We start from the raw sequence: 18,430 nt of genomic DNA, 5'->3' as shown, positions 1-18,430 counted from the left end.
ATGATTCCCAGCTTTGGAGCGCCCTGCTAAGCGGGCGCACATCTTAACCGCTGTCGATTTTTGGCGGAATAACAACACTTTGTGGTGACAGATGAATAATGGATATCTGCGTTTTCCCGATTTCGATCCGGTAATTTTTTCTATCGGACCGGTTTCGCTGCACTGGTACGGCCTGATGTACCTGGTTGGCTTTATTTTTGCCATGTGGCTGGCTGGCCGCCGCGCAAATCGTCCCGGCAGCGGCTGGACGAAAAACGAAGTGGAAAACCTGCTCTATGCGGGCTTCCTGGGCGTCTTCCTTGGCGGACGCATCGGCTACGTGCTGTTCTACAACTTCCCAACCTTTATTCAGGATCCGCTCTATCTGTTCCGCGTCTGGGATGGCGGCATGTCCTTCCACGGCGGCCTGGTTGGCGTGATCGTGGTGATGATTATCTTTGCCAAACGCACTAAGCGTACCTTCTTCCAGGTCTCCGACTTTATCGCGCCGCTGATCCCGTTTGGGCTGGGTGCCGGGCGTCTGGGTAACTTTATCAACGGCGAACTGTGGGGCCGCGTCGATCCAGGCTTCCCGCTGGCGATGCTCTTCCCTAACTCCCGCGCGGAAGATATGGCGCTGCTGCCTTCGCACCCGGAGTGGCAGACTATTTTTGACACCTACGGCGTACTGCCGCGCCACCCTTCACAGCTCTATGAGCTGGCGTTAGAGGGTATTGTGCTATTTATCATCCTTAACCTGTTTATTCGCAAGCCGCGCCCGATGGGGTCGGTATCAGGCCTGTTCCTGATCGGCTATGGCGCATTCCGGATCATCGTGGAGTTCTTCCGCCAGCCGGACGCGCAGTTTACCGGCGAGTGGGTGCAGTACATCAGCATGGGCCAGATCCTCTCTATCCCAATGATTATTGCGGGCGCGCTGATGATGGTCTGGGCGTACCGCCGTCGCCCGCAGCAACACGTCTCCTGAGGAATCATGAAACAGTATTTAGAACTGATGCAAAAAGTGCTTGATGAAGGCACGAAGAAAAACGACCGTACCGGCACCGGCACGCTTTCCATTTTTGGCCATCAGATGCGCTTTAACCTGCAGGAGGGCTTCCCGCTGGTGACTACCAAGCGCTGCCACCTGCGCTCAATCATTCATGAGCTGCTGTGGTTCCTGCAGGGCGATACCAACGTCGCCTACCTGCATGAAAACAACGTCTCTATCTGGGACGAGTGGGCCGACGAGCAGGGTAACCTCGGCCCGGTCTACGGCAAACAGTGGCGCGCATGGCCAACGCCGGACGGTCGCCACATCGACCAGATCGCGACCGTGCTGAACCAGCTGAAGACCGACCCGGACTCCCGGCGGATCATCGTCTCAGCCTGGAACGTCGGCGAGCTGGACAAAATGGCGCTGGCCCCGTGCCACGCGTTTTTCCAGTTCTACGTTGCGGATGGCAAGCTCTCCTGTCAGCTCTACCAGCGCTCCTGCGATGTCTTCCTCGGCCTGCCGTTTAATATCGCCAGCTATGCGCTGCTGGTGCATATGATGGCGCAGCAGTGTGACCTGGAGGTGGGTGATTTCGTCTGGACCGGCGGCGATACCCATCTCTACAGTAACCACATGGAGCAGACGCACCTGCAGCTGACCCGTGAGCCGCGCGCGCTGCCGAAGCTTGTGATCAAGCGTAAGCCGGACTCGCTGTTTGACTACCGCTTCGATGACTTTGAGATCGAAGGCTACGATCCGCACCCTGGGATTAAAGCCCCGGTCGCTATCTAACGCTGACAGCCTGCCACAGCCGGCGCGTTGATGCGCCGGTTTTTTTCTTCCCTCATTCCGTTTTGCGACCCGCTTTCCCGCTGCGATGTAACCCTCTGCAAATCACACTATTTCTCTCGTAGCGCCTCGTAAAAGTAACCATCTCGCCTCGCATGCGTTGCATTTTGGGTGCAGAGTGCGTCCATGAAAAAAGAGCAGGGTTACACCCTTATAGAAATCACGGTGGCGATGATTGTTCTGGTCATCCTGGGCGCGTCGGGACTGTATGGCTGGCAGAGTTACCAGGCGCACCAGCGTCTGTGGCAAACCGCCTGGCAGGTGCGTGACTATCTGGAGCTGCTGCGGGATGACGCCAACTGGCACAACCGGGATCGCAAGGTATGGGTGAAGCAGGAGAGCGGCCGCTGGTGCCTGCTGGCATCGGCTGACGTACAGGCGTCCTGCGGGGCGGAGAACTCTTTTGCGCTGCGTCCGTTATGGCCAGAGGTGGCGCTGGTGGATATTACCCCCTCGCTCGGTTTTTACGGGCTGCGCAATACGGCATGGGCCGGACATATCTCGCTGCGTAGCGAGGCGGGGGAGTGGCAAATCATTGTATCGAACTGGGGGCGGATAAGAGTATGCCAGCGTATAGACAGCGGCTCATGCAGCTAACCGAGGGCGGCTTCTCGCTGCTGGAGGTACTCATCGCGATGACCATCGGCAGCGTGCTCCTGCTCAGCGCCGCCCGCTTTTTACCTGCACTGCAAGCGGCAATGCTGCACCAGGCCCGGCAGCAAACGTTGGAGGAGGCGGTTTGGCAACATCTCTTCACGCTGGGAAAGCATCTCCAGCGGGCCGGCTACTGTCTGGGCGAGTGCACTGGGCAGCCGCTAGTCATTGGTCGTCAGGGAGCCTGCGTTATTGTGCAGTGGGATGCCAACGGCAACGGCCGGTGGGAGCACGCGCCCCTCTCCGAGGCGGAGCAGACCGGCTTTCGCTTGCAGAACGGCGTGCTGGAGACGCGACAGGGGGCGAAGAGCTGTGAAGAGAAGGGGTGGGATAAAATCACCGATCCCGCTACGGTCAGCGTACAGCGCTTCATGGTAGTTCGCCAGCTGCAGGGCATTCTGGCCCCTACGCTGACGATAACGCTGGCGGCGGCTCCTCTTGACCATCCTCAGGAAACCATCAGTGCAACGTACAGCGTAGTAGGGTACAACCTGTGAGAGACGAAAGAGGGATCTCATCCCTGGCGCTGGTTCTGCTAATTCTGGTACTAGGCAGCCTGATGCTTACCGGCTTGAACCAGCGCCAACGCACCCATACGCAGCGCATCACCAGCGAAAGCCGGGCACTGCGTAATTTAGCCGCTGCCCATTCGGCGTTGGAGTGGGGGCGAATGCAGGGCTGGCAAACGCAGCCTACCGTGCAGTGCCGGGAGCATAACCGTCAGCCGTGGCGGGCCTGCCTGCGTATTTTTGCCGACAGAACGCTGCTGCTGACTGCCTCCAGCGGCAGCGAAACCCTGTGGCGCAGCGGGGAGATACGCGAGAGCAACGTGACGTTTTCGCCCCACGGCTGGAGCGATTTCTGTCCCTTCAAGGAGCCAGGCCAATGTCAGATGCCGTAGCCTCCCAGAGAGGCTTTAGCCTGCCGGAAACCTTGCTGGCAATAGTGCTGCTGGTCATGGTTGTGACGGCGCTGACAGGGTATCATCGCGTGCTGCTGGAGGGCTTCACCGCCTGGGGCCACTATCGCTACCTGTGGCGCTACGGCTGGCAGCAGGCGCAGCCCCGGCCCGCGCCACTACCGCCGGGCTGGCAGGTCAGCCGGGTACAGACAACGGACGCCGGATGTGTCAGCATCAGCGTAACCATCACCTCGCCGATGGGCAGGCAGGGGAAGATGACGCGGTTACATTGCCCAGTTTATAAGTAGTCAGGAGCGTTTATGTTAAGGGTCTATCACTCCAATCGTCTGGATGTGTTGGAAGCGTTGATGGAGTTTATCGTTGAGCACGAACGGCTCGACGATCCCTTTGAGGCCGAAATGGTGCTGGTGCAGAGTACCGGCATGGCGCAATGGCTACAGATGACGCTGTCGCAAAAGTTTGGCATCGCCGCCAATATCGACTTCCCGCTCCCGGCGAGCTTTATCTGGGATATGTTTGTCCGCGTGCTGCCGGACATTCCGAAAGAGAGCGCCTTTAATAAACAGAGCATGAGCTGGAAGCTGATGACCCTGCTGCCGCAGATGCTGGAGCAGGAGGCGTTCACCATGCTTCGCCACTACCTCAATGATGATGACGACAAGCGCAAGCTGTTTCAGCTCTCGTCTCGGGTAGCGGATCTCTATGACCAGTATCTGGTCTTCCGTCCGGAGTGGCTGACCCGCTGGGAAGAGGGTGGTCTGATTGATGGCCTCGGTGAGGCGCAGATCTGGCAGGCGCCCCTATGGCGTGCGCTGGTGGAGCATACCGCCGCGCTGGGGCAGCCGCACTGGCATCGTGCCAACCTCTATCAGCGTTTTATCAACGTGCTGGAGTCCGCCACGACGCCGCCTGCCGGGCTGCCCTCCCGGGTCTTTATCTGCGGTATTTCCGCCCTGCCGCCGGTCTATCTCCAGGCGCTGCAGGCGTTGGGCAAGCACGTGGATATTCACCTGCTGTTTACCAACCCCTGCCGCTACTACTGGGGGGATATCAAAGATCCGGCGTTTCTCTCCCGGCTCATTGCCCGCCAGCGTAAGCACCACCTTGATGCCCATCCGGTGGCCCTGTTCCGTGAAGATCAGCCGGTAGAGGGCCTGTTTAACAGCGAAGGCGAGCAGGAGGTGGGTAACCCGCTGCTGGCCTCATGGGGCAAGCTGGGGCGCGACTACATCTATCTGCTGGCGGGGATGGATCGCTACGACGATCTCGATGCCTTTGTTGATATTACGCCCGGCGCGCTGCTGCAAAACCTGCAGTATGACATTCTGGAGTTAAAAAATAGCGCCGTCGCCGGCGTGACGGCCCAGGAGTATGAGCGCAGCGATGCCAAGCGCAGGCTGGAGCGGGAGGATCGCAGCGTGGCGGTTCACGTCTGCCACAGTCCGCAGCGGGAGGTCGAGGTGCTACACGATCGTCTGCTGGCGATGCTGGAGGAGGATCCTGACCTCTCCCCACGCGACATTATCGTGATGGTAGCGGATATCGACAGCTACAGCCCCTTTATCCAGGCGGTATTTGGCAGCGCCAGCGGGGAGCGCTATCTGCCCTATGCCATCTCCGACCGCCGCGCCCGCCAGTCGCACCCGGCGCTGCAGGCCTTTATCAGCCTGCTTTCGCTGCCGGACAGCCGCTTCCAGTCGGAGGACGTGCTGGCCCTGCTGGATGTGCCGGTGCTCGCCGCACGGTTCAACATCGACGAAGAGGGGTTGCGCTATCTGCGCCAGTGGGTCAACGAGTCCGGTGTGCGCTGGGGCATGGACGATGACAACGTTCGCGAGCTGGCGCTGCCCGCCACTGGCCAGCACACCTGGCAGTTTGGCCTGACGCGCATGCTGCTTGGCTACGCGATGGAGAGCCGCCAGGGTGAGTGGCAGTCGGTGCTGCCCTACGATGAATCCAGCGGCCTGATTGCCGAGCTGGTGGGCCATCTGGCCTCGCTGCTGATGCAGCTCAGGCTGTGGCGCAAAGGACTGGCCGAGGATCGCCCGCTGGCCGAGTGGCTACCGGTCTGCCGCGACATGCTCAACGACTTTTTCCTGCCCGATCCCGATACCGAAGCCGCGCTGGCGCTGATTGAGCAGCAGTGGCAGGCGGTTATCACCCAGGGCGTCGGCGCACACTATGACGAGGCGGTGCCGCTCTCCCTGCTGCGCGACGAGCTGGCGCAGAGGCTTGACCAGGAGCGTATTAGCCAGCGCTTCCTCGCCGGACCTATCAATATCTGTACGCTGATGCCGATGCGTTCGATCCCCTTTAAGGTGGTCTGCCTGCTGGGGATGAATGACGGCGTCTATCCGCGCGCGCTGGCTCCGCTCGGCTTTGATTTGATGAGCCAGAAATCGATGCGGGGCGACCGCAGCCGCCGGGACGATGACCGCTACCTCTTCCTGGAGGCTCTCATCTCTGCGCAGCAGAAGCTCTACATCAGCTATATTGGGCGCTCGATTCAGGATAACAGCGAACGGTTCCCGTCGGTGCTGGTGCAGGAGCTGGTGGACTACATTGGGCAGAGCCACTATCTGCCCGGCGATGAAGCGCTTACCTGCGACGAGAGCGCGCAGCGGGTGGTCGAGCATATTACCCACCTGCATACGCGGATGCCGTTTGATGCAGAAAACTTTATTGCCGATGAGCTGCAAAGCTACGCCCGGGAGTGGTTGCCCGCCGCCAGCCAGCAGGGGGTGGCGCATGCCACCTTTATTCAGGAGCTGGAGGAGGAGCCGCTGGAGACGCTGCCGTTTGAGCAGCTTCAGCGCTTCTGGGCGCATCCGGTGCGAGCCTTCTTCCAGATGCGTCTGAAGGTGAACTTCCGTCCTGAGGCGAGCGATATTCCCGACGCCGAGCCGTTTATCATTGATGGCCTGGACCGCTACCAGCTCAACCAGGCGCTGCTCAACACCCTGGTGGAGGAGGAGGACGTCGAGAAGCTCTTCCGTCAGTATCGTGCGGCAGGCCAGCTGCCCTACGGCGCGTTTGGTGAAATTGTCTGGGAGACCCAGCACCAGGAGATGCAGCAGCTGGCGTCGCGGGTTCATGAGCACCGCAAGCCCGCCGAGAGCATGGAGATCGAGCTTGACTGCGGCAAGGTGCACCTGACCGGCTGGCTACAGCATGTGCAGGAGGATGGCCTGCTGCGCTGGCGTCCGTCGATGCTGAAGGTCTCGCAGGGTTTGCAACTTTGGCTGGAACATCTTGTCTACTGTGCCAGCGGCGGAACGGGAGAGAGTCGGCTATTTGTCCGCAATGATAAAGCCTGGCACTTCCCACCCCTGAAGCAGGATGAGGCGCTCAAGTACCTTGAGGAGCTGGTTGAAGGCTATCGGGAAGGGATGAAAAAACCGCTGCTGCTGCTACCAGAAAGCGGTGGCGCGTGGATAAAAGCCTGTTATGACGCAACGAATGATGCGATGTTAAAAGACGAGGAGACGCTCGCTAAGGCGCGGAGCAAATTCCTGCAGGCCTATGAAGGTAACATGATGGTTAGCGGCGAGGGCGAGGACGTTTGGTATCAACGCCTGTGGCGCACCCTCGAACCTGAGAACTATACCGAGATAGTTAAACAGGCAGAGCGTTATCTGCTGCCGCTCTTTCGCTTTAGTCAGTCCTGATGAGGTGTATAAAAATTGCGCAACGGAAGGGCTTCCATTATGATGCGCAGCGAATCACGGACTGATTGGATATGCCGGTCTCACCGGCACTGGTTTGTTAATGATGAGGTTCGTGAATGCCCAGCAGCACCTTGTTCAAAGCGTTAGTCTTATTTGTCGCCCTTTGGGCACCGTTAAGTCAGGCAGACACCGGTTGGCAGCCCGTTCAGGAAACAATTCGTAAAAGCGATAAGGACACCCGCCAGTATCAGGCTATTCGCCTCGATAACGGCATGGTGGTCCTGCTGGTTAACGATCCGCAGGCCGTAAAATCGCTCTCCGCGCTGGTGGTGCCCGTTGGCTCGCTGCAGGATCCCGAGGCGCATCCCGGCCTGGCGCACTATCTTGAGCACATGACTCTGATGGGGTCTACGCACTATCCGCAGCCAGATAGCCTTGCCGAATTTTTAAAGCTGCACGGCGGTAGCCACAACGCCAGCACCGCGCCCTACCGTACCGCGTTCTATCTGGAAGTCGAGAACGACGCGCTGGAGGGGGCCGTGGATCGGCTGGCGGATGCCATCGCCTCGCCGTTGCTTGATAAAAAGTATGCCGAACGCGAGCGTAACGCGGTCAACGCCGAGCTGACGCTGGCCCGCTCCCGGGACGGGATGCGCATGGCGCAGGTGAGTGCGGAGACCATCAACCCGGCGCATCCGGCTTCGCGCTTCTCCGGCGGTAACATGGAGACCCTGAGCGACAAACCGGGCAGCCCGGTGCAGGAGGCGCTGCTGGCCTTTCGCGATAAATACTACTCGGCAAACCTGATGAAGGCCGTGGTCTACAGCAATCGTCCGCTGCCGGAGCTGGCCGCCATTGCTGCGAAAACCTTTGGCCGCGTGCCGAACAAATCACTGGACCTGCCGAAAATTGACGTGCCGGTGGTGACCGATGCGCAGAAAGGGCTGATCCTTCACTACGTGCCGGTGATGCCGCGCAAGGTGGTGCGGGTTGAGTTCCGTATCGATAACAATACGCCGCAGTTCCGCAGCAAAACCGATGAACTGATTACCTATCTGATTGGCAACCGCAGTCCGGGAACGCTCTCTGACTGGCTGCAGCAGCAGGGTCTGGCCGAGGGTATCCGCGCCGACTCGGATCCTGTCGTTAACGGCAACAGTGGCGTGCTGGCTATTTCTGCGACCCTGACCGACAAGGGTCTGGCGCACCGTGACGAAGTGGTTGCAGCCATTTTTAGCTATCTCCAGCTGCTGCGCGAGCAGGGCGTGGACAAGCGTTACTTTGACGAGCTCTCCCACGTGCTGGATCTCGATTTCCGCTACCCCTCTATTACCCGCGATATGGACTACGTCGAGTGGCTGGCGGATACCATGATCCGCGTGCCGGTTGAGCACACCCTCGACGCGGTAAACATTGCTGACCAGTTTGATGCCGAGGCCGTTAAGGCCCGTCTGGCGATGATGACGCCGCAGAACGCGCGCATCTGGTACATCAGCCCGCAGGAGCCGCACAATAAAACCGCCTATTTTGTCGACGCGCCTTATCAGGTCGATAAAATTAGCGCCCAGACGTTTGCCGACTGGCAGCAGAAATCCAGCGCCATCGCGCTGAAGCTGCCGGAGCTGAACCCCTATATTCCGGATGATTTCACGCTGCAAAAGCCAGCGAAAAACGTTAGCCACCCTGAGCTGATCGTGGATGAGCCAACCCTGCGCGTGGTCTATATGCCGAGCCGCTACTTTGCCAGCGAGCCGAAGGCAGACGTCAGCGTAGTGCTGCGCAATCCGCTGGCGATGGACAGCGCCAAAAACCAGGTGATGTTCGCCCTGAACGACTACCTGGCGGGGATCGCTCTGGATCAACTGAGCAACCAGGCCTCCGTCGGAGGGATTGGCTTCTCTACTAACGCCAATAACGGCCTGATGCTTAACGCCAACGGCTATACCCAGCATCTGCCACAGCTCTTCAGTGACCTGTTGGCGGGCTACTTCAGCTATACGGCAACCGAGGACCAGCTGGCACAGGCGAAGTCCTGGTATGCACAGATGATGGACTCCGCAGAGAAGGGCAAAGCCTACGAACAGGCAATCATGCCTGCACAAATGCTCTCTCAGGTTCCCTACTTCCAGCGTGAAGAGCGCCGGGCGCTGCTGCCTGAGATCACCCTGAAAGATGTCATGGCCTACCGCGAGCGGCTGAAAAGCAACGCCCGTCCGGAGTTCTTGATTGTCGGCAATATGAGCGAGGGGCAGGCGAAAGATCTGGCCCACAAAGTCCAGGATCAACTTGCAGCGAAGGGAAACCAGTGGTGCCGCAACCGCGACGTGCTGGTAGATAAAAAGCAGGGAATTATTTTTGAAAAAGCGGGCAGCACCAGCGACTCGGCGCTGGCCGCCGTGTTTGTCCCGCCGGGTTATGACGAGTACAGCAGCTCGGCCTACAGCGCGATGCTGGGGCAGATTATCCAGCCGTGGTTCTACAACCAGCTGCGTACCGAAGAGCAGCTCGGCTACGCGGTGTTTGCCTTCCCGATGAGCGTTGGCCGCCAGTGGGGCCTGGGCTTCCTGCTGCAGAGCAGCGACAAGCCGCCGTCGGCGTTGTGGGCGCGTTACCAGGCCTTCTTCCCAACGGCGGAGGATCGGCTGCGCAAGATGAGCGCAGAGGAGTTTGCCCAGCTCCAGCAGGCGGTCATAGCCCAGGTCACGCAGGCCCCGCAAACGCTGGGCGAAGAGGCGGCGCAGATCAGCAAAGATTTCGATCGGGGTAATATGCGCTTTGATTCCCGTGATAAAGTTGTCGCTGAGATTAAACAGCTGACGCCGCAGAAGCTTGCCGATTTCTTCCACCAGGCGGTGGTCGATCCGCAGGGGATGGCGATCCTGTCCCAGGTCTCCGGCACACCGAGTGATAAATCCGGGTATGTACACCCTGAAGGCTGGAAGGTATGGGACAACGTCAGCGCACTGCAGCGCACGCTGCCCCTGATAAGTGAGAAATAATGAGTAACCCCGCTGAGACGCTGGACCCCCTGCGCTTACCCTTACGCGGTGAGCGCCTGATTGAAGCCTCTGCGGGCACCGGGAAAACCTACACCATCGCCGCCCTCTACCTGCGCCTGCTGCTGGGGCTGGGCGGCGAGAACGCTTTTTCACGGCCGCTTACCGTAGAAGAGCTGCTGGTGGTCACCTTTACCGAAGCCGCCACCGAAGAGCTGCGCGGCCGTATCCGCAGTAATATTCACGAGCTGCGCATCGCCTGCCTGCGCGAAAGCACTGACAATCCGCTCTATGCCCGCCTGCTTGACGATATTCCCGATAAGCAGCAGGCGGCGAGCTGGCTCATGTTAGCCGAGCGGCAGATGGATGAGGCCGCGGTCTTTACCATCCACGGCTTCTGTCAGCGCATGCTGAGCCTTAACGCCTTCGAGTCCGGAATGCTTTTCCAGCAGCAGCTGATTGAGGATGAGTCCCTGCTGCGCGCGCAGGCCTGCGCCGACTTCTGGCGTCGCCACTGCTACCCGCTGCCGCGCGATATTGCCGAGGTGATCCACGCCTCGTGGAAGGGGCCGCTGGAGCTGCTGAACGCGATTAACCGTTATCTGCAGGGGGAAGCGCCGGTGATCAAATCGCCGCCGCCAGCGGATGAAACTCTGGCCTCGCGTCATGCCAAAATCATCGCCCGCATTGATGGCATCAAGCAGCAGTGGCTTGCGGCGGTCGGGGAGCTTGATCCCCTCATTGAAAATTCAGGCATTGATCGACGCAAGTTTAACCGGGGCAACCAGGGCAAGTGGATCGAGAAGATTAACGCCTGGGCGCAGGAAGAGACCCGAACCTATCTGCTGCCGGACGCGCTCGAGAAGTTCGCCCAGTCGTTTTTAACCTCGCGCACCAAGGCGGGCGGCGTCGTGCCGGAGCATCCGCTGTTTGTCGCCATTGAGAGGCTGCTGGCCGAGCCGCTCACTCTTAGCGACCTGGTGCTGACCACCGCCATGCGGGAGATCCGCGAGGCGGTGGCCCGGGAGAAGCGCCGTCGCGGCGAGTTAGGCTTTGATGACATGCTGAGCCGCCTCGACCAGGCGCTAAACAGTGAAAACGGCGAGGCGTTGGCGACCGCGATCCGCCAGCGTTTTCCGGTCGCGATGATCGATGAATTTCAGGATACCGATCCCCAGCAGTACCGTATTTTCCGCCGTATCTGGCGACAGCAGCCGGATACGGCCCTGCTGCTGATTGGCGATCCCAAGCAGGCGATCTACGCCTTTCGTGGCGCGGATATCTTTACCTATATGAAAGCGCGTGGTGAAGTAAGCGCCCACTACACACTCGATACCAACTGGCGTTCCGCTCCCGGCATGGTTAACAGCGTGAACACGCTCTTTAGCCAGATGGACAACGCCTTTATGTTCCGCGAGATCCCCTTCATGCCGGTGAAGGCGGCGGAAAGAAACCAGCCCCTGCGCTTTGAACTGAACGGCGAAACCCAGCCTGCCATGAACCTGTGGTTGATGGAGGGCGATGGCGTTGGTATCGGGGACTACCAGGCCTTTATGGCCCAGCTCTGTGCGGCGCAGATCCGCGACTGGCTGGTGGCAGGCCAGCAGGGCAGCGCGCTGCTGCTCGACGGCAAACGCTCCCGGCCCGTGCAGGCCTCCGACATTACCGTGCTGGTGCGTAGCCGTCACGAGGCGGCGCTGATCCGCGATGCCCTGACGCTGCTGAACATCCCCTCGGTCTACCTCTCCAACCGCGACAGCGTCTTTGAGACGCCGGAAGCGCAGGAGCTGCTGTGGCTTATCCAGGCTGTGCTGACCCCCGAGCGGGAGAGCACCCTGCGTAGCGCGCTGGCGACGGGGATGCTCGGCCTGACCGCCCAGGACATTGAGCAGCTCAACAAGGATGAAGAGGCCTGGGATCGGGTGGTTGAGGAGTTTGACGGCTACCGTCAGACGTGGCAGAAGCGCGGCGTCATGCCAATGCTGCGCACCCTGATGGCCCGGCGCAATATTGCGGAGAACCTGCTGGCGACCTCTGGCGGCGAGCGGCGTCTGACCGATATCCTGCACATCAGCGAGCTGTTGCAGGAGGCGGGGGCGCATACCGAGAGCGAGCATGCGCTGGTGCGCTGGCTGGCGCAGCATATTGCCGAACCGGACAGCAACGCCGCCAGCCAGCAGCTCAGGCTGGAGAGCGACAAGCACCTGGTGCAGATCGTCACCATCCATAAAGCGAAAGGGCTGGAGTATCCGCTGGTCTGGCTGCCGTTTATCGCCAACTACCGGGCGCAGGATCAGGCCTTCTATCACGACCGTACCTCCTTTGAAGCGGTGCTGGATCTTAGCCAGGCCGACGAGAGCATTGAGCTGGCCGAGGCGGAGCGGCTGGCGGAGGATCTGCGCCTGCTCTACGTGGCGCTGACGCGCTCCGTCTGGCACTGTAGCCTCGGTATTGCGCCGCTGTTTCGCCGTCGGGGTGAGAAGAGCGGCGAAAGCGATTTTCACCATAGCGCGCTGGGCAGGCTGATCCAGCAGGGCGAGTCGCGGGATGCCGCAGGCTTGCGGCACTGCCTGGAGGCGCTGTGTGGGAATGATATCGTGCTGAGCATCCCCGGCACGCCGGATAATTCGCGCTGGGAGTATACGCTCTCCCTGCCGCCGTCGCTGCGCGCCCGGCACATTGACCGCCCCGTCCTCGACGACTGGCGGGTGACCAGCTACTCCGGTTTGCAACAGCGCGGGCACGGTATCGCCCAGGATCTGCTCCCGCGACTGGACGTTGACGCCGCTGGCGAGCGTCAGGCGGACGAAGCACCTGCCTTAACGCCGCATGCCTTCCCGCGTGGGGCGTCGCCGGGCACCTTCTTACACGGGCTGTTTGAAGATATCGATTTCACCCAGCCGGTGACTGAAGAGTGGGTTAGCGAGCGCCTTCAGGCGGGCGGTTTTGATGAGCAGTGGCAGCCGGTGCTGCTGGCATGGATCAACACCGTTCTGCGTGCGCCGCTTATTGAATCAGGATTGTCGTTAAGTCAGCTCACCGAGAAAGATAAGCAGGTGGAGATGGAGTTCTATATTCCGATCGCCCAGACCCTGACCTCAGAGAAGCTGGATGCGGCGATCCGTCGCTACGATCCGCTCTCAGCGGGCTGCTCGCCGCTGGATTTTCGCGACGTGCGCGGCATGCTAAAGGGCTTTATCGACCTGGTTTTCCGCCACAATGGGCGCTTCTACCTGCTGGACTACAAGTCTAACTGGCTGGGCGAGAGCAGCGAGGCCTATACCCGGGAAGCGATGGCGGCTGCCATGCAGTCGCACCGCTACGACTTACAGTATCAACTTTATACTCTGGCGCTACACCGCTATCTTCGCCACCGCATTGCGAACTACGATTATGAGCGCCACTTTGGCGGCGTAATCTACCTGTTCCTGCGCGGCGTTGATGCGCAAAACAGCGAGCAGGGCATCTACAGCACCCGCCCGGATGTGCGGCTGATTAATGAGATGGATGCCCTGTTTAGTGGTGAAGAGCTAGAAGAAAATTATCAGGAGACCGCACGGTGACGATGCAAACTCTGCTTATTGAGGCGCTGGCGCAGAAGCTGTTTCGCCCGTTGGACGTCCAGTTTGCCCTGACCGTGGCCGGACGCGACGAGCCAGCGGTAACCCTGGCAGCGGCGATACTCAGCCGCGACGCGGGGGAGGGCCATGTCTGCCTGCCGCTCTCCCGGCTGGCGGCAGAGGCCGAAGATAAAAGCCATTCGCTGCTGACGGCGCTGTTTGCCGAGGCGGGTGCGCCCTGCGACTGGGCAGGCATTTTACAGCGATCCGACGCCGTCAGCGACGGCCAAACCCCTGCGCCGATGGTGCTGGCCGGAGATCGCCTCTACCTTAACCGTATGTGGTGCAACGAGCTGACCGTAGCGGGCTTTTTCAGCGAGGTTAACCAGCCGCTGAGCGTCGACGAGGATCAACTACGTAATACGCTGGACGGGCTTTTCCCGCCAACGGAGGGGATTAACTGGCAGAAGGTGGCAGCAGCGGTGGCGCTGACCCGGCGGATCTCGGTGATCTCCGGCGGACCTGGCACCGGAAAAACCACCACGGTGGCGAAGCTGCTGGCCGCACTGGTACAGATGGCGAACGGCGGCCGCTGCCGCATCCATCTGGCGGCCCCGACCGGGAAAGCTGCGGCGCGCCTGACGGAGTCGCTGGGCGCAGCCCTGCGCCAGCTGGCGTTAACCGACGATCAGAAAAAGCGTCTGCCGGTGGAGGCCAGCACGCTGCACCGCCTGCTGGGTGCCCAGCCCGGCAGTCAGCGCCTGCGCTATCACGCCGGGAATCCGCTGCACCTTGACGTGCTGGTAGTAGATGAAGCATCGATGATTGACCTGCCGATGATGTCGCGGCTGATCGATGCGCTGCCCGTCCATGGTCGGGTGATTTTCTTAGGCGACCGCGATCAGCTGGCCTCGGTAGAGGCAGGGGCGGTGCTGGGAGACATCTGCGCGTGGGTTAACGCAGGCTTTACCCCGGCGCGAGCGGAGCAGCTCTCTCGCCTGACGGGGATGGCGGTTCCCGGCGGCGAGCCGGGCGGGGCGGGCGCATTGCGCGACAGCCTCTGCCTGCTGCAAACCAGCTACCGCTTCGGCAGCGACTCCGGCATTGGCCAACTGGCGGCGGCGGTAAACCGGGGCGATAAGAAGAGTACCCGCTCGGTGTTCAGCCAGGGCTTTAGCGACATTGAGCACAAGCCTCTCCAGGCGCGTGATGATTACCAGGCACTGTTAGACGATGCACTGGCGGGATACGCCCGCTATCTGCAGCTGGTGCGAGATGAGGCGGAGCCAAAGGCGATCCTCGCAGCATTCAGCGAGTACCAGCTGCTCTGCGCCCTGCGCGAGGGACCGTTTGGCGTAGCAGGCCTCAACGAGCGGCTGGAGCAGACCCTGGCGAACCAGCGGCGGATCAGTCGGACGCCACACTCGCGCTGGTTTGATGGACGCCCGGTAATGATCTCCCGCAACGACAGCGCGCTGGGGCTGTTTAACGGCGATATCGGCGTGGCGCTGAACCGGGGACAGGGAACGCGCGTCTGGTTCCCGCTGCCGGACGGCAGCATTAAATCGGTACAGCCCAGCCGTCTGCCGGAGCATGAAACGGCCTGGGCGATGACGGTACATAAATCACAGGGTTCGGAGTTTGACCACGCCGCGCTGATCCTGCCGGGGCAGATGGTACCGGTAGTGACCCGGGAGCTGGTCTATACCGCCATTACGCGTGCCCGCCGTCGCCTGTCGCTCTATGCCGACGAACGTATTCTGGTGCAGGCCATTGCCACCCGTACCGAACGACGCAGCGGCCTCGGCGACATTTTTGCTCAGGTCAAATAGAGAAACCCCTACCCAGGCGGGTAGGGTGTTTTGCTTAGGTAAGATCTGCCATCAGCACCTTTGAGCGGCGCTGATAGTTATACATCTGCTTCTTACTCTCCGGCAGCAGGTCGATATCTACCGGGGTAAAACCACGCTCCTGGAACCAGTGAATGCTGCGGGTGGTCAGCACAAACAGTTTGCTGAGGCCCATCTGCCGCGCCTGGAGTGCAACACGCTCCAGCAGCGCTTCGCCGCGCGATGAGCTGCGGTAGTCCGGATGCACCGCCACGCAGGCCATTTCGCCAATCTTCTCTTCCGGGAAGGGATAGAGCGCAGCGCAGGCGATAGTCAGGTTGTCGCGCTGAATAATCGTGAACTTGTCGATCTCCATCTCCAGCTGCTCGCGAGAGCGCCGGACGAGGATCCCCTGCTGCTCCAGAGGGCGGATCAGCTCCAGAATGCCGCCGATATCGTTGATGGTAGCGCGGCGGATCTGCTCGGCGCTCTCCATCACAATCTGCGTACCAATACCGTCGCGGGAAAAAAGCTCCTGCAACAGCGCGCCATCTTCTTGGTAGCTAATCAGGTGGCTGCGCCGCACGCCGCTACGGCAGGCTTTCACTGCGCCGCGCAGAAAGCGTACCGTGCCGGAGTGGTAGTCCTGCCGCGCCTCCAGCTCTTCGACTCGGGTCTGGGCATCATTCGGGAACAGCTCAGAGACAATATTTCCCTCATCGTTGATCACCCCCTGCGAGGAGCAGAAGCCGATCATCTTCTCTGCCTTCAGCTTGATAGCGAGCTGGGTGGCCACCTCTTCTGAGGTGAGGTTAAAGCTCTCTCCAGTGACCGAGACCGCTACCGGCCCCAGCAGCACAATCGCGCCGCCGTCGAGCTGGCGGTGGATCGCCTCTTCATCGATGCGGCGAATACGCCCGCTGTGGCAGTAGTCGACGCCGTCATCGACGCCCAGCGGCTGGGCAATGATAAAGTTGCCGCTCACCACGTTGATATGCGCTCCCTGCAGCGGCGTATTGTTGAGGCTCATCGAGAGACGAGCGGTAATATCAAGCTGTAACAGACCCGCCGCCTGCTTGACCAGCTCCAGGGTTTTCGCGTCGGTGACGCGGGTATGCTTGTGATAGATAGGTTCGTGGTGGTGCTCCGCCAGGTTAGCATCAATCTGCGGGCGTGCGCCGTAGACAACGACCAGGCGAATGCCGAGGCTGTGCAGCAGCCCGATATCGTTGACGATGCTGGAAAAGTTCTCATGTTCGATGGCTTCACCGCCCAGCATGATGACAAAGGTTTTTCCCCGATGGGCATTAATATAGGGAACAGAGTGGCGGAATCCCTGTACCAGTTCGGTTCGACGTTCCTTCACCACGGCACAACCCTCATTGCATGATTATTCGTAATTTATGTATTTTTATTCTTTTATTGCCGTGGGCGCAAGTCAAAATTTCATCGGGATGCGAGAAAAAATCTCCACATTGTCACCGCTGTTAAATCAATGTTTACCCTTTTGTTGATGACAGTTTATGCATCATTCGTTAAAGTTTTTCGTCAAGCAGGCCGTTTTAATAATAAATGATGTAATTTTTTGCTCGGGAGAGGCATGTCAGGATCCAATTCAGCTCTTAGCCGTCGCCAGCTGTTACAAGGCGCTGGCGCTCTGTGGTTGCTTAGCGTAAGCAAGGCAGGTTTAGCCGCGGTTAGTCAGGTTATCGCAGTACGCGTCTGGCCCGCATCGACCTATACGCGTATCACCGTGGAGTCAAACCGGGTGCTGAAATACCGTCAGTTTGCCTTAAGCAATCCCGAACGGTTGGTGGTGGATATTGAGGGTGTAAACCTCAATTCAGTGCTGAAAGGCGTTGGAACACAAATCCACGATAGCGATCCCTTTATTAAGTCTGCCCGCGTCGGCCAGTTCGATCCTAAAACCGTGCGCATGGTGTTTGAGCTTAAGCAGAACGTCAGTCCGCATCTCTTCTCGCTGGCCCCGGTATCGGAGTTTAAAGAGCGCCTGGTGATGGATCTCTATCCGGTCAACAGCCAGAACGAGCAGGATCCGCTCCTGGCGCTGCTGGAGGATTACAACAAAGGCAACCTGGACAAGCAAGTGCCGCCTGCCCAGAGCGGTCCGCAGCCGGGCAAGGCCGGGCGCGACCGACCGGTGGTGATCATGCTCGATCCCGGCCACGGGGGAGAAGATCCAGGGGCGATCGGCAAATATAAGACCCGTGAAAAAGACGTGGTGTTACAGATTGCCCGCCGGCTGCGCGCATTGATTGATAAAGAGGCCAATATGAAGGCCTACATGACGCGCAACGAGGATGTCTTTATTCCGCTGAAGGTGCGGGTCGCTAAGGCGCAGAAGCAGCGCGCCGATCTCTTTGTCTCTATCCACGCTGACGCCTTTACCAGCCGGGCCGCCCGCGGCTCGTCGGTCTTTGCGCTGTCAACGAAAGGGGCGACCAGTACGGCGGCAAAGTACCTCGCTCAGACGCAGAACGCCGCCGACCTGATCGGTGGCGTAAGCAAGAGTGGCGATCAGTACCTGGATCACACCCTGTTTGATATGGTGCAGTCCCTGACCATCAACGACAGCCTGAAGTTTGGCAAAGAGGTGCTGAACCGCCTCGGTCACGTCAACAAACTGCATAAGAACCGGGTGGATCAGGCGGGCTTTGCGGTGCTGAAAGCACCGGATATTCCGTCGATTCTGGTAGAGACGGCATTTATCAGTAATGTGGAAGAGGAGCGCAAGCTCAGAACCTCGGCGTTTCAGCAGGAGGTGGCGGAGTCGATTCTGGCAGGGATCAAGGCTTACTTTGCTGATGGCGTAACGTTGGCCCGCAGGGGCTAACGTTTTTTCCGGGCGGTTTTTCCGGGAGGCAGAAACAAAAAAACACCCGTCAGGGTGTTTATTGTTGAAGTGGTTGCGGGGGCCGGATTTGAACCGACGACCTTCGGGTTATGAGCCCGACG

At 59.9% G+C, this 18,430-nt stretch carries 12 protein-coding genes; 11 read left to right on the top strand and 1 reads right to left on the bottom strand.

The genetic code is table 11. The features are described 5' to 3' along the window. Nucleotides 1-91: 91 nt before the first annotated feature. The 10 genes from lgt to recD all read left to right on the top strand — a co-directional run bounded on the left by lgt (nt 92) and on the right by recD (nt 15,457). A complete protein-coding gene (gene lgt, locus RTM13_RS15050; RefSeq protein WP_312212841.1) occupies nt 92-967 on the top strand; it encodes a prolipoprotein diacylglyceryl transferase in 876 nt (291 codons plus the stop codon). A gap of 6 nt (nt 968-973) precedes the next feature. Beyond that, entirely contained in the window at nt 974-1,768 is a 795-nt protein-coding gene (thyA, locus tag RTM13_RS15045; RefSeq protein WP_312212839.1) for a thymidylate synthase, read from the top strand. 183 nt (nt 1,769-1,951) lie between these two features. Further along, nucleotides 1,952-2,422 (top strand): prepilin peptidase-dependent protein, encoded by a 471-nt coding sequence (locus RTM13_RS15040; RefSeq protein ID WP_312212837.1) that lies wholly within the window; start codon nt 1,952-1,954, stop codon nt 2,420-2,422. Continuing rightward, nucleotides 2,413-2,976, top strand: a complete 564-nt coding sequence (locus tag RTM13_RS15035) for a prepilin peptidase-dependent protein (protein WP_312213078.1) — start codon at nt 2,413-2,415, stop codon at nt 2,974-2,976. Before RTM13_RS15040 ends, RTM13_RS15035 begins: the two co-directional genes overlap by 10 nt. Continuing rightward, entirely contained in the window at nt 2,973-3,380 is a 408-nt protein-coding gene (locus tag RTM13_RS15030) for a DUF2509 family protein (protein WP_312212835.1), read from the top strand. The genes RTM13_RS15035 and RTM13_RS15030 overlap by 4 nt, the downstream gene beginning before the upstream one ends. Beyond that, nucleotides 3,365-3,688, top strand: a complete 324-nt coding sequence (locus RTM13_RS15025) for a prepilin-type N-terminal cleavage/methylation domain-containing protein (protein WP_312212833.1) — start codon at nt 3,365-3,367, stop codon at nt 3,686-3,688. Before RTM13_RS15030 ends, RTM13_RS15025 begins: the two co-directional genes overlap by 16 nt. Nucleotides 3,689-3,700: 12 nt before the next feature. After that, entirely contained in the window at nt 3,701-7,069 is a 3,369-nt protein-coding gene (gene recC, locus RTM13_RS15020) for an exodeoxyribonuclease V subunit gamma (RefSeq protein WP_312212832.1), read from the top strand. 116 nt (nt 7,070-7,185) lie between these two features. Then, nucleotides 7,186-10,068: a pitrilysin gene (gene ptrA / locus RTM13_RS15015; RefSeq protein WP_312212830.1), complete on the top strand. Its 2,883-nt coding sequence runs from the start codon at nt 7,186-7,188 to the stop codon at nt 10,066-10,068. Beyond that, nucleotides 10,068-13,628 (top strand): exodeoxyribonuclease V subunit beta, encoded by a 3,561-nt coding sequence (recB, locus tag RTM13_RS15010; protein ID WP_312212828.1) that lies wholly within the window; start codon nt 10,068-10,070, stop codon nt 13,626-13,628. The genes ptrA and recB overlap by 1 nt, the downstream gene beginning before the upstream one ends. Continuing rightward, the gene (gene recD, locus RTM13_RS15005; protein ID WP_312212826.1) at nt 13,625-15,457 is read left to right on the top strand and encodes an exodeoxyribonuclease V subunit alpha; all 1,833 of its coding nucleotides are present in this window, start codon (nt 13,625-13,627) and stop codon (nt 15,455-15,457) included. Before recB ends, recD begins: the two co-directional genes overlap by 4 nt. 34 nt (nt 15,458-15,491) lie before the next feature. On the opposite strand, the gene argA is transcribed toward recD, so the two are convergent. Then, the gene (gene argA, locus RTM13_RS15000) at nt 15,492-16,823 is read right to left on the bottom strand and encodes an amino-acid N-acetyltransferase (protein WP_312212824.1); all 1,332 of its coding nucleotides are present in this window, start codon (nt 16,821-16,823) and stop codon (nt 15,492-15,494) included. A gap of 231 nt (nt 16,824-17,054) precedes the next feature. Here argA and amiC point away from each other — a divergent pair, with 231 nt between their 5' ends. Continuing rightward, entirely contained in the window at nt 17,055-18,308 is a 1,254-nt protein-coding gene (amiC, locus tag RTM13_RS14995; protein ID WP_312212822.1) for an N-acetylmuramoyl-L-alanine amidase AmiC, read from the top strand. Nucleotides 18,309-18,430 lie beyond the last annotated feature (122 nt).

Source organism: Pseudescherichia sp. (assembly GCF_031979925.1).
Taxonomy (GTDB): Bacteria; Pseudomonadota; Gammaproteobacteria; order Enterobacterales; family Enterobacteriaceae; genus Pseudescherichia.
Note: the sequence above shows the minus strand (reverse complement) of the source record. Positions and strands in the feature narration are given on the sequence as shown.